Origin of the sequence: Streptomyces sp. NPDC058880 (genome assembly GCF_042742535.1) — a bacterium.
GTDB lineage: Bacteria > Actinomycetota > Actinomycetes > Streptomycetales > Streptomycetaceae > Streptomyces.
Genome location: NZ_JBHYMC010000003.1, coordinates 98,446 through 110,818 on the forward strand (window position 1 = coordinate 98,446; position 12,373 = coordinate 110,818).

The following is a 12,373-nucleotide window of genomic DNA, read 5'->3' on the forward strand; positions in this document are numbered from 1 at the left end:
TTACAACCGCGGCGCGCAGGCCTCTCATCGGTTCATCGGATGGAAGGCAGGGGACGTCATGCGCACGCCGACCGCACACCACGGGGCCGCCGCGGCCGCACTGCTGCTCGCCCTGTGCGCGCCCACCGCGGTGGCCGCCCCGGTTCCGCGGCCCCCGCAGCCCCCGGTGGGCACCCCATCCGCCGGCGCCACCGGATCCGCCGACGCCGAGAGCGCCGGAGCCGCCCTCGTCGCCCGCCGCGCGGCCCTCGCAGCCGCCTCCCGGCGCGGCGGGGCCTCCGGCCTCGACTTCCGCACCTGCCCCGCCGTCGAGGAACTGCCGTCCCGTGTCCGGTGCGCCACCCTGCGCGTACCGCTCGACTACGCCCGCCCCGACGGCCCGCAGATCTCCCTGACCGTCAGCCGCGCCGCCGCCACCGGGGCCGGCGGCGCGGCCCGCCAGGGCGCGCTCGTCCAGAACCCGGGCGGCCCCGGAGCCTCCGGAATGCGCTTCCCACTCGTCGCCGGCCTGGCCGGCTGGGAGCGGATCGCCGCCGCCTACGACCTCGTCGGCTACGCCCCGCGGGGGGTCGGGCGCTCGGCCCCGCTGTCCTGCACGGACCCGGCGGCCCGCACCCACGGGCCCGTACAGGAACAGGTCCACCCCTCCCCCGCGTACAAGGCGGAACGGCTGACGCGGGCCCGCGAGTACGCGCGGGGGTGCGCGCGCCGGGCCGGTGCCGCGCTGCCGTACTACACGACGCTGAACAATGCCCGTGACCTGCACGTGCTGCGGGCCGCGCTCGGCGAGGAGAAGCTGACCTTCATGGGCGCCTCGTACGGCACCTACCTCGGCGCCGTCTACGCCACCCAATACCCTCGCCACGTCCGCCGGATGGTCCTCGACTCGGCGGTGGATCCCGATCCGCGCCGCGTCTGGTACCGCAACAACCTCGACCAGGCACGTGGGTTCGAGGGCCGCTGGCACGACTTCCGCTCCTGGGTGGCCCGCCACCACGGCACGTACGGGCTCGGCACCACCCCGGCAGCCGTGCAGGCGGGCTACGAGCGGGTCCGTGACGCGGTGTCCCGCACCCCGGCGGGCGGCACCGTCGGAACCGGCGAGCTGCGGGCCGCCTTCCTCCAGGCGGCCTACTACGACGACGTCTGGCCGGACCGGGCCGCGGCCCTGGCCGCCTTCCTGCGCGGGGATCCCTCACTGCTGGCCGCCCAGGCCACGCCCGACCCGGCGACGGCGGCCGCGGCCGAGAACGCGACGGCCGTCTACACGGCGGTGCTGTGCAACGACGCCTCCTGGCCGGCGGACTGGGAGACCTGGGACCGCGACAACACCGAGCTGGCGCGAACGGCCCCCTTCGAGACCTGGGCCAACGCCTTCCTCAACCTGCCGTGCGCGTCCTGGCCGGTTGCCGGGCCGCGCGCGCCCGTGGCGGTGGGGGCGCAGCCCGAGCGGCTGCCGCGGACCCTCGTGGTCGCGGCGGAACGGGACGGCGCGACGCCGTACCCGGGCGCGCTGGAACTCCAGCGGCGGCTCGGCGCCGGGGCGTCACTGGTGACGGAGACGGGGGCCGGTTCCCACGGAGTCGTCGGCGGACGCAACGGCTGTGTGGACCGGCACGTGGAGCGGTATCTGCTGACGGGCGCCACCCCGGGGTGGCGCGCCACGTGCGCGCCGCATCCGGAGCCCGCACCGGTGTCGCTGGACGACGGGGCGGCGGGCGCCCGCAGGGCGCTGCTGCCGCCGGTCGTCTGAACTTCCGGGCGGGGTCTCCGGCTGCGTCGTTTCGGGGGCTGTGCCTCCCGATCCACCGGAGGCACTCACCTGACGGTGTGGTCGTCCTCCGGTCCGTCCCCCCAGGGGAGGTATCAGGCGAGCCCGGCCACCAGGTCGGCGACGGACTTGCGGCGCCCGGTGTAGAAGGGCACCTCCTCACGGACGTGCATGCGGGCCTCGGAGGCGCGCAGGTGACGCATGAGGTCGACGATGCGGTACAGCTCGTCCGCCTCGAAGGCGAGCAGCCACTCGTAGTCGCCCAGCGAGAAGGAGGCGACGGTGTTGGCGCGCACGTCCGGGTAACCGCGGGCCATCTTGCCGTGGTCGGCGAGCATCCGGCGGCGGTCCTCGTCGGGCAGCAGGTACCAGTCGTAGCTGCGGACGAAGGGGTAGACGCTGACGTAGTCGCGGGCGACCTCGTCGGCCAGGAAGGCCGGGATGTGCGACTTGTTGAACTCGGCCGGGCGGTGCAGGGCCATGTTCGACCACACCGGCTCCATCGCGCGGCCCAGCTTGGTGCGGCGGAACAGGTTGTACGCGCTCTGCAGCTCGTCCGCGGTCTCCGCGTGCCACCAGATCATGATGTCGGCGTCGGCACGCAGGCCGGAGACGTCATAGGTGCCGCGGACGGTGATGTCCTTGGCGGCCAGCTGGTCGAACAGCTCCTGGACCTCGTCGGCGAAACCGGCGCGGTCCTCCGGCAGGACGTCCTTCAGCTTGAAGACGGACCACAGGGTGTAGCGGATGACCTCGTTGAGGTCCTTCGCCTTCTTCCCCGCGTTGGGAATCTTCTCTGGTGCAGTCATGTGTCTATTGTCCCGTGCGCTGATCAGTGGTCGGAGCCAGGGGTGCCGTACGCGCAGCGAGCGCGGCGATCACCGTGTCCGCCGCCCGGCCGGCGCTCGCGATGCAGGCGGGGATGCCCACACCGTCGTAGAGCGCGCCGCACACCGCGAGGCCGGGCAGGGCCTCGACGGCGCCGCGGATCCGGGCGACCCGTCCGAGGTGGCCGACCGGATACTGGGGCAGTCCGCCGTCCCAGCGGGTGACCGTGGAGGCGACCGGGCGGGCCGTCAGGCCCACGGCCTCGCCGAGGTCGGTGAGGGACACCTCGACGAGTTCGCCGTCCTCGCGGTCCAGGTCGCGCTCGTCGGCGTACCGGCCGACGGAGGTGCGCAGGAGGAAGAGGTCGGTGTCCCGGCCGGCCCAGGCCCATTTGTTGCTGGAGAAGGTGGACGCCTTGATGGTCCGGCCGTCGACGGGCGGTACGAGGAATCCGCTGGCGCCGCCGCCGGTGACGGCCGACGGCAGGTCACCGCGCCGGAAGGCCATGGTGACCAGCGCCATGGAGGCGTATTCGACCTGGTCCAGCTCGGCCGCGGCGGCCGGCGCGAGGGCGTCGAGCAGCCGGGCGGCGGGCCCGGCCGGGACGGCCAGGACGACGCCGTCGGCGTCGACGGTCTCCCCGGCGGCCACGACCCGCCATCCGTCGGTCGTACGGAGGACCTCGCGCACGGGGGCGCCGGTGACGATGCGCGCACCGGCCCGGCGGCAGGCGTCGGCCACCGCGAGCGGGAGGCGTCCGATGCCTCCGTCGATGCCGGCGAAGACCGGGCCGGCCTGCTGGGGGCCGCTCTGCGTCGCGCGCTGCAGTTCCCGCACACCGTCGCCCAGCAGGGCGTGCCTGCGGGCGGCCTCGAAGAGCTGGGGCACGGCGGCCCGCATGGAGATGCGGTAGGCGTCGCCCGCGTAGACCCCGCCGAGCAGCGGTTCCACCAGCCGGTCGACCACCTCGCGGCCGAGGCGGGCCGCCACATACGCGCCGACGGCGACGTCCTCGCCGATCTCGGTGGGCGGCAGGGTCCGCTCGGCCTCGATGCGGGCGAGGCCCTCGGCGGAGAGGACCCCGGAGGCGGCGAGCGGCCCGAGGTCGCCGGGGACGCCCATGACGTGGCCGCGCGGCATGGGCCGCAGCGCGCCGCGGGTCCACAGGTGGGCGGTGGCGGTGGCGGGCGGCTGCACGGCGTCGGCGAGACCCACGGCCTCGGCGAGGGCGACCGCCTCGGGGCGGCGGGCGAGCACGGACTCGGCGCCGAGGTCCACGCGGGCTCCGGCGAGTTCACCGGAGTACAGCTTTCCGCCGAGCCTCGCTCCCGCTTCCAGGAGCGTGACGCGGGCGCCTTCGGCGAGCAGCCGGTGGGCCGCCGCGAGGCCCGCGATGCCGCCGCCGATGACGACGACATGGCTCGGGGAGCCGTCCGGCCGAGTGGGGCCCGCCGATCGATCCGTACGCATGTCCGCTTCGTGCATGGACACATCGTCTCAGACCGATCACCGAGGCCGGACCGTGACCTCATCGGGACCGGCCCGGAACCGCGTGTGCGAAACCCGCGGCGGGACCCTGTACGTCGAAACGGCAACACCAGCCGATCATCGGGGGTTCAAGGCGATGCGCAGCATCAGCAGACACCGTTCCGCGGCGGCCCTGGCCGCCCTCTGTCTCACCGGGGCGCTCGCGCTCACCGGCTGTGGCGCGGGCGGCGGGGGCTCCGCGAGCGACAAGGCGGCCGTCGCGCCGCAGGATGCGGACGGGAAGGCCCGGGAGGGGGCGGCGGGCGCCGCGGCGGCGCCGGGCCCGGCCGGGTCGGCGGGGGCGGCGGAGTCGGCCGGCAGGAACGACGGGGCGCCGGTCGCGGTCCGCCCGAACGTCATCCGTACGGCGACGCTCGGCATCGAGACGCCCGACGTCCAGCGGGCCCTGGCGGCGGCCCGCACCGCGGCCGAGGGCGCGGGCGGCTACGTCGGTAACGAATCGACCAAGCGCGGCGAGGACGGCCGGATGACCTCGACGGTGACCCTGCGGGTGCCCGCCGAGCGCTACGACGCCGTGCTCGGTGCGATGGAGGGCAGCGGGAAGCTGCTGCGCCGCAAGGTCGACGCACAGGACGTCACCGAGAAGGTCGCCGACATCGACAGTCGTGTCTCCTCGCAGCGGGCGAGCGTGGCGCGGGTGCAGGAGATGATGGGCAAGGCCTCGGCGCTGAGCGAGGTGGTGATGCTGGAGGGCGAGCTGAGCCGGCGCCAGTCCGATCTGGAGTCGCTGCTGGCGCAGCAGACGGCGCTGAAGGACCGGACCTCGATGGGCACGATCACCCTGGAGGTCTCCGAGCCGTCCCCCGCGAAGGCGGTGGAGGAGCAGGAGCCCACCTTCCTCGGCGCGCTGAACGGCGGCTGGGAGGTCTTCACGAAGATCCTGCGTTACCTCGTGGTGGCGCTGGGGGCGCTGCTGCCGTTCCTGCTGACGGCTGCGGTGGCGGCACTGGTGGTCCGGGTCCGCCGGCGGTGGCGGCCCGGGCGTCCGGGGACGGGCCCGGCACCGGAGCAGATGCCGGCCCCGGAGCAGACGCCGGCCCAGGAGCGAATGCCGGTCCCGGCCGCCCGGACGGCACCGCCGGCCGAAGGCCCGGCCGTGGACAGCGGGGCGGACGTGCGGGACTGAACGCACCGTCCCCCGTAGCGTGTTCACCATTCGACGGCGGTGAAGGGGCGGTACGGGCAGATGGTGACGGAACGACTGGTGGTGGTCGGGGGCGACGCGGCGGGGATGTCCGCCGCGTCGCAGGCCCGCAGGCTCAAGGGCGCCGGGGAACTGGAGATCGTCGCCTTCGAGCGTGGACGCTTCACCTCCTACTCGGCGTGCGGCATCCCGTACTGGGTCGGCGGGCTGGTCGCCGAGCGCGACGACCTGATCGCCCGTACCCCCAAGGAACACCGGGCCCGGGCCATCGACCTGCGCACCCGCACGGAGGTGGTGGAGCTCGACCCGGCCGGCTCCCGGGTCCGCGCCCGCGATCTGGACAGCGGGTCCGAATCGTGGATGCACTACGACAAGCTGGTGCTGGCCACGGGCGCCCGGCCGGTGCGCCCGCGCCTGCCCGGCTTCGGCGCGCAGGGGGTGCACGGCATCCAGACCCTGGACGACGGCCGCAGGCTGATGGACTCCCTGGAACGCGCACGGGGCCGGCGGGCGGTCGTGGTCGGCGCCGGCTACATCGGCGTGGAGATGGCCGAAGCCCTGAAGCTGCGGGGCTACGAGGTGACGGTCCTGCACCGGGGGGAGCAGCCGATGGCCACGCTGGATCCGGACATGGGCGGCCTGGTCCACACCGCGATGAACCTCATGGGGATCCGCACGGTGGCGCGCACCGAGGTCACCGGGGTCCTGACCGACGAGGCGGGCCGGGCCCGCGCGGTCGCCACGGCGGCCGGCGAGGAGTACCCGGCGGACGTGGTCGTGCTGGGCATCGGCGTGGAGCCGCGGACCGCGCTGGCCCGCGCCGCCGGCCTCCCGCTCGGATCCTCGGGCGGGATCCTCACGGACCTGTCGATGCGCGTCCGGGGGCACGGGAACGTCTGGGCGGGCGGCGACTGCGTGGAGGTCCTCGACCTGGTCGCGGGCCGCACCCGGCACGTCCCGCTCGGCACTCACGCCAACAAGCACGGCCAGGTCATCGGCTCCGGCGTGGGCGGCGGCTACGCGACCTTCCCCGGGGTGGTCGGCACGGCGGTCAGCAAGGTGTGCGATCTGGAGATCGCCCGTACCGGGCTGCGCGAACGGGACGCGCTGGAGGCGGGCCTGCGCTTCGTCACGGCCACCGTCACCTCCACCAACACCGCGGGCTACTACCCGCGGGCGGCGGAGATGACGGTGAAGATGCTGGCGGAACGCCGGACGGGGCGTCTGCTGGGCGTGCAGATCGTCGGCGGCGCCGGCGCCGCGAAGCGGGTGGACGTCGCGGCGGTGGCGCTCACCGCGGGAATGACGGTGGACCAGATGGTCTCGCTCGACCTCGGCTACGCGCCGCCGTTCTCCCCAGTCTGGGACCCGGTCCTGGTGGCGGCCCGCAAGGCCGTCTCCGCGGTCCGCGCGGCGGGGGTCTGACCGGCGCGGTACCGCACCCGCTCGGGTACGGCTGGGCTCAGCGGGCCGTCTTGGTGTGGACGTAGTCCACCAGGCGGGTCAGCGCCTCGGGGTCGGTCGTCGGCAGGACTCCGTGGCCGAGGTTGAAGACGTGGCCCTCCAGGCCGGCGGCCGCGGCGAGGACCTCGTCCGTCTTGGCTTCGACCGCCTCCGTGGTGGAGAAGAGCACGGCCGGGTCCAGGTTGCCCTGGAGGGCCTTGCCCGGACCGACCCGGCGGGCCGCCTCGTCGAGCGCGACCCGGTAGTCGACGCCCACGACGTCCGCGCCGGCCTCGCCCATCAGGCCGAGCAGCTCGCCCGTGCCCACGCCGAAGTGGATCCGCGGGACACCGTAGGAGGCCACGGACTGCAGGACCTTCGCCGAGGCGGGCATGACGGAGCGGCGGTAGTCCGCCGGGGCGAGTGCGCCCACCCAGGAGTCGAAGAGCTGCACGGCGGAGGCGCCGGCTTCGATCTGGACCTTCAGGAAGGCGGAGGTGATCTCCGCGAGGCGGTCGAGCAGGTCGGCCCAGAGCTGCGGGTCCCCGTACATGAGGGCTTTGGTGTGCTCGTGGTTCTTCGAGGGACCGCCCTCCACCAGGTAGCTCGCGAGGGTGAAGGGCGCGCCCGCGAAACCGATCAACGGCGTGGAGCCCAGTTCACTCGTGAGCATGCCGATCGCCTCGGTGACGTACGAGACGTCCTCAGGAGTGAGGTCGCGCAGCTGTGCGAGGTCCTCACGGCGGCGGATCGGCTGGGCGACGACGGGGCCGACGCCCGGCTTGATGTCCAGGTCGACGCCGATGGCCTTGAGCGGGACCACGATGTCGGAGAAGAAGATCGCCGCGTCGACGTGGTGGCGCCGCACGGGCTGCATGGTGATTTCGGTGACCAGGTCGGGCCGCATGCAGGACTCGAGCATCGCGGTGCCCTCGCGGACCTTGCGGTACTCGGGGAGGGAGCGCCCGGCCTGCCGCATGAACCACACCGGCGTGTGCGGCACCGGCTCCCGCCGGCACGCCTTCAGGAAGGCGGAATCGTACGTCTGGCTCGGCTGGCCCTGGGGGCGGTCGTTGGCGCTCACGACCCAAATCTTCGCACGTATGAAGAAGTGCCCGTCGCGGCACGGGTGTCCCTGCGCCGTACGGCTGCACATACCGCCTAGTCTTCCCCGCATGGCTGCGGCTCAGGGACGATTTTCAGATGGCGCCGACGGTGCGGACAGTGCGAAGGAGAGCTCGGTCCCGCTCCCGTTCCGGCGGGCGGTCGAAGGCTTGAAGAAGGCCCGGCTGCGCCCGGGGGTCGAGATCGATCCGGCGAAGCCGCCCCAGCGGCTGGCCCCGTACGCGTACGCGCTGGAGGCCGCGGTGGTGGACGGGGAGGACGACCTGGCCGACGGCCGGCTCATCCTGCTCCACGATCCGGCCGGGCACGACGCCTGGCACGGGACCTTCCGGCTGGTGACGCTCGTGCGGGCGGAGCTGGAGCCGGAGATGGCCGCGGACCCGCTGCTGCCGGAGGTGTGCTGGTCGTGGCTGACGGGGGCCATGGAGGCGCGCGGGCTGGCCTACGGGGAGGCGAGCGGCACGGTGACCATGGCGAGCTCGCACTACTTCGGCGGGCTCGCCGAGCGGCGGCCCGCGACGCAGATCGAGATCAGAGCGTCCTGGACGCCGCGCGAGGGCGTGGGCGGGGTGCCAGACACCCCGGCGCACCTGTCGGCGTGGTGCGAACTGATCTGCCAGATCGCGGGGCTGCCGCCGGTGGGCCCGACGGACACGGCGACGGGCGTGGTCTCCCTGCCACAGCGCCGCGGTCCGCACCACCCGTAGACACGGGGCCGTCCGGCCCCACGGGGCGGGGAGCGCCCGACCGCGGTCCGCGGCGGAGTACCGGAACGCGGCCTCCGTTGTGGGCTTCTGATCACCCGATGATCGATCGTGCGTCTGAATTGCCCGAATTGTTACTCACCAAATCGTGATCATTCCCTAAAGCCGGGCGGGTGACGTGCCGAAGGAGTCAGTGACCATCCGCACGGTTCGCACCGGCTTCCTTCCCCGAGCCGGCCGTCCCGCCACTCCCCCAGGAGGCCTAGGTGTCCGTTCTTCTCGAGCAGCCCGCAAGCCTGGTCGCCTACCGCCCGAACAAGCCGACGGCCATGGTCGTCGTGGCCGACCCGCGCGTCCGTTCCACCGTGACCCGCCATCTGTGGGCCCTCGGAGTCCGTGACGTGATCGAGGCGTCGTCCATCGCGGAGGCCCGCCCCCGCGTCGGAAGCCCGCGCGACATCTGCGTGGCCGACGTACACCTGCCCGACGGTTCCGGTCTCACGCTGCTCTCCGAGACCCGTGCCGCAGGCTGGCCAAACGGCCTGGCCCTGTCCGCCGCCGACGACATCGGCGCCGTGCGCAACGCCCTCGCGGGCGGCGTGAAGGGCTACGTCGTCACCGGTACGCGCACCAACATCGGGCTCCCCAGCCGGCCCGGCGCCGCCCCCATCGGCGCTGCCGCCGCCCGCATGCACCGCCGCCCCCCGGGCGCCCCGAGCCACCCGGGCGGTTACCGGGAGCTCTCCGGCCGCGAGGTCGAGGTCCTGCGCCTCGTCGCCGAGGGCCAGTCCAACAAGGCCATCGGCGTCTCGATGGGCCTGTCCGCCCTGACCGTCAAGTCCCACCTCGCCCGCATCGCCCGCAAGCTGGGCACCGGAGACCGCGCGGGAATGGTCGCCGTGGCCCTGCGGACCGGGATCATCCACTGAGCACGGGCCGGAGCGCCCGGATAGACGTCCGGGATACCCCCGGAAAACACCCCGCATACTGATCGCGCCCGTCGACGGAACGTTCCGGCGACGGGCGCGTCGTATACACGGATACCCTTGACCGGTGACCGACGCCCAAGAGACCGCAGCAGACCTGCGCACCACCACCGGGGGCGGCCCCCCGGACGACGTCGTTGTTCCGCCCGGTGGGGTGCCGATCCCTTTGCTGGAGCCCCGTGAGGGGATTCCTCCGGTGGTCGCCGACGCGGACGCCCTCGCCGAGGTGGTCGCGGCCTTCGCCGCGGGCACCGGCCCCGTCGCCGTCGACGCCGAACGCGCCTCCGGATACCGCTACGGCCAGCGGGCCTACCTCGTGCAGCTGCGCCGCGAGGGCGCCGGATCCGCGCTGATCGACCCGGTGGGTTGTCCCGACCTGTCCGCACTGGGCGAGGCCCTCTCCGGCACCGAGTGGATCCTGCACGCCGCCACCCAGGACCTGCCGTGCCTGCGCGAAATAGGCATGGTTCCCACCTCCCTGTTCGACACCGAACTGGCGGGCCGGCTCGCCGGCTTCCCGCGGGTCGGCCTCGGCGCGATGGTCGAGGGCGTTCTCGGCTACGCGCTGGAGAAGGGCCACTCCGCCGTCGACTGGTCCACCCGCCCGCTGCCCGAGCCCTGGCTGCGCTACGCCGCCCTGGACGTCGAGCTGCTCGTGGACCTGCGGGACGCGCTGGAGAAGGAACTGGACCGGCAGGGCAAGCTGGAGTGGGCCCGGCAGGAGTTCGACGCGATCGCCTCCGCCCCGCCGGCCCCGCCGCGCAAGGACCCGTGGCGCCGTACGTCCGGCATGCACAAGGTGCGCCGCCGCCGCCAGATGGCCGTCGTACGGGAGCTGTGGGAGTCCCGGGACCGGATCGCGCAGCGGCGTGACGTGTCGCCGGGCAAGGTGCTGGGCGACGCCGCCATCGTCGAGGCCGCCCTGGCCATGCCCGCCAACGTGCACACCCTGTCGGCCCTGCCCGGCTACGGGCAGCGGATGGGCCGCCGTCAGCTCGACCAGTGGATGGCCGCCGTGGACCGGGCGAAGGCACTGCCCGAGAACGAGCTGCCCCAGCCGGGGGCGACCCCGGCCGGCCCGCCCCCGCCGCGCTCCTGGGCGGACAAGGACCCGGCCGCCGCGGCCCGGCTGGCCGCGGCCCGCACCGCCGTCTCGGCGCTGGCGGAGCAGCTGAACCTGCCGCAGGAGAACCTGATCACCCCGGACACGGTCCGCCGCCTGTGCTGGGAGCCGCCACAGCGGCTGGAGGCGGACGCGGTGTCCCAGGCCCTGGCCGCACACGGCGCCCGGGCCTGGCAGATCGAACAGGTGACCCCGGTGCTCCTCACCGCCCTGGCCGCCACGGCGTAGCAGAGCAGACCACCGACGTGCCCCGGTCCCCGACGCGAGGACCGGGGCACGGCCGGATCAGAGCGGTCGCTCGGTGTAGTCGCCCTCCGTGTCCATGGCGAAGGTGCCCTGGGTGTGGCCGTCGATCGCGGTGTGCTTGAGCCACTTCCGGGACAGGTGGTGGACGTGCTTGACCACCCGCTCCCACGGGATCTGGTGGCCCGCGCAGGCAACCTCGAAGTGCATCTTCTTCGGGCCCGGGATGGCCTTGTAGAGCTCGGTGACCGAGAGGAAGGGAACGGCGCCGGGAGCACTGTTCACCGTCTTGTCATGCTCGCCGACGACGATGAGCACCGGCACCTCGTGGCCCAGGACGTGGTCCACTTTGGCGCCCGCCTTGTTCCAGCCCCACCAGAACGCGTTGCGGTAGCGCAGCACACCCGAGGGCACGCCGGACACCGGCGGCCCCCAGTTGCGGCCCAACACGTCACTCTCCATGATCGCCGCCCACACGGTCTCGACCATGCCCTCCGCGCGCTGCTCGGAGCCGCAGCCGAGTTCCCTGTCCCAGGTGTCCTCGAAGCCCTCCCGGCCGGTGATGTTCATCGGGTAAGTCCACAGGGACGGCGGAGGGGGCAGCGCGTCCGGCCGCTCCCACTTGGTGCCGGGCTTGCTCGCGGGTCCGTCCGGCCGGAAGACCGGGGCGAGCAGGAACAGGCTGGAGACGTTCTCCGGGTGCTGGATCGCGTACGGTCCCAGCGCGACCGCCGCGGCGGACCAGCCGAAGAGAGCGACCTTCTCCACGCCGCGCTCGGCCTTGATGTACTCGACGACGGTGTGGACCGCGGCCCAGTCATCGGCGGAGTCGCCGAGGTGCTGGGCGTAGTGGGGGGTGCAGGGGGCCTCCAGCGGGTGGCCGTCGAGCAGGAGCTTCGCCTGCGGTCCGGCCGGGGTGTTGCACGGCTCCTCCATGACCGCCGGGCGCTGCGAGCGGCCGTGGCCCTGGAGGTCCATGGCGAAGACGTCGAAGCCCGCCTGGGCCAGGAACTGCATCCAGTTGTACTCGCCGGTGCCCAGATCCGCGCCGGGCAGCACGGGGACGCTGCGCCCGTGCAGCATCAGGACGGCCGAGCGCTTGGTGGGATTCCTCGTCCCGTCCCGCTCGCGGACGAAGAGTCTGACGACCTCGTCCTGGTTGATCGGGAGCGTGGAGGTGTGCTTGACGTCGTGGTCGATCGACGGGATGAGCATGGCCGGGATCTCCGTTCGCGCGGTGCGCTCGGGGGCGGGCGTACAGGGGACGCGACCAGGGTTCGCACGGGCCGGGTGCCCGATGCCATCGACGCGACCGGGACGACCGGGCGGCCCCACTCCATCGGGTAGCCCCGGGCGCTCCGATCGGACGGCGCGAGGAGGGGGCGCGTGCCGGGCCGGGACGGGGATGAACGGAGTGTGACCTTCGCCGCTCCTCGGGGAGGGGGTGTGCACATTGGT

The 12,373-nt window shown here is 73.7% G+C and carries 10 protein-coding genes; 6 read left to right on the forward strand and 4 right to left on the reverse strand.

All coding sequences use genetic code 11. The features are described 5' to 3' along the window. The first annotated feature begins 58 nt into the window (after positions 1-58). Positions 59-1,753 carry an alpha/beta hydrolase gene (locus ACFW2G_RS03305; RefSeq protein WP_384580312.1) on the forward strand — a complete coding sequence of 565 codons (1,695 nt, stop codon included), beginning with the start codon at positions 59-61 and terminating at the stop codon, positions 1,751-1,753. A gap of 113 nt (positions 1,754-1,866) precedes the next feature. Here ACFW2G_RS03305 and hemQ read toward each other — a convergent pair whose 3' ends face one another. Both hemQ and hemG read right to left on the reverse strand, forming a co-directional pair. Beyond that, the gene (gene hemQ, locus ACFW2G_RS03310) at positions 1,867-2,580 is read right to left on the reverse strand and encodes a hydrogen peroxide-dependent heme synthase (protein ID WP_037915293.1); all 714 of its coding nucleotides are present in this window, start codon (positions 2,578-2,580) and stop codon (positions 1,867-1,869) included. Positions 2,581-2,584: 4 nt separating this feature from the next. Then, complete coding sequence (gene hemG / locus ACFW2G_RS03315) at positions 2,585-4,084, reverse strand: protoporphyrinogen oxidase (protein WP_370466460.1); 1,500 nt, start codon at positions 4,082-4,084, stop codon at positions 2,585-2,587. 139 nt (positions 4,085-4,223) lie between these two features. Here hemG and ACFW2G_RS03320 point away from each other — a divergent pair, with 139 nt between their 5' ends. Next, entirely contained in the window at positions 4,224-5,273 is a 1,050-nt protein-coding gene (locus ACFW2G_RS03320) for a DUF4349 domain-containing protein (protein WP_384580310.1), read from the forward strand. A 60-nt stretch (positions 5,274-5,333) separates the two neighbouring features. Next, entirely contained in the window at positions 5,334-6,716 is a 1,383-nt protein-coding gene (locus tag ACFW2G_RS03325) for an FAD-dependent oxidoreductase (RefSeq protein WP_384580308.1), read from the forward strand. A 37-nt stretch (positions 6,717-6,753) separates the two neighbouring features. On the opposite strand, the gene hemE is transcribed toward ACFW2G_RS03325, so the two are convergent. Continuing rightward, positions 6,754-7,818 carry a uroporphyrinogen decarboxylase gene (gene hemE / locus ACFW2G_RS03330; RefSeq protein WP_037915287.1) on the reverse strand — a complete coding sequence of 355 codons (1,065 nt, stop codon included), beginning with the start codon at positions 7,816-7,818 and terminating at the stop codon, positions 6,754-6,756. A 91-nt stretch (positions 7,819-7,909) separates the two neighbouring features. Here hemE and ACFW2G_RS03335 point away from each other — a divergent pair, with 91 nt between their 5' ends. The 3 genes from ACFW2G_RS03335 (at position 7,910) to ACFW2G_RS03345 (ending at position 10,900) form a co-directional block, all read left to right on the forward strand. Next, positions 7,910-8,566, forward strand: a complete 657-nt coding sequence (locus tag ACFW2G_RS03335) for a DUF3000 domain-containing protein (protein WP_384446599.1) — start codon at positions 7,910-7,912, stop codon at positions 8,564-8,566. 263 nt (positions 8,567-8,829) lie between these two features. After that, positions 8,830-9,492, forward strand: a complete 663-nt coding sequence (locus ACFW2G_RS03340; RefSeq protein WP_069922445.1) for a response regulator transcription factor — start codon at positions 8,830-8,832, stop codon at positions 9,490-9,492. 124 nt (positions 9,493-9,616) lie between these two features. Beyond that, on the forward strand, positions 9,617-10,900 hold the full coding sequence (locus ACFW2G_RS03345; RefSeq protein WP_384446601.1) for an HRDC domain-containing protein: 1,284 nt from the start codon (positions 9,617-9,619) through the stop codon (positions 10,898-10,900). Positions 10,901-10,957: 57 nt separating this feature from the next. Here ACFW2G_RS03345 and ACFW2G_RS03350 read toward each other — a convergent pair whose 3' ends face one another. Continuing rightward, positions 10,958-12,130 (reverse strand): alpha/beta hydrolase, encoded by a 1,173-nt coding sequence (locus ACFW2G_RS03350; RefSeq protein WP_384580306.1) that lies wholly within the window; start codon positions 12,128-12,130, stop codon positions 10,958-10,960. Positions 12,131-12,373 lie beyond the last annotated feature (243 nt).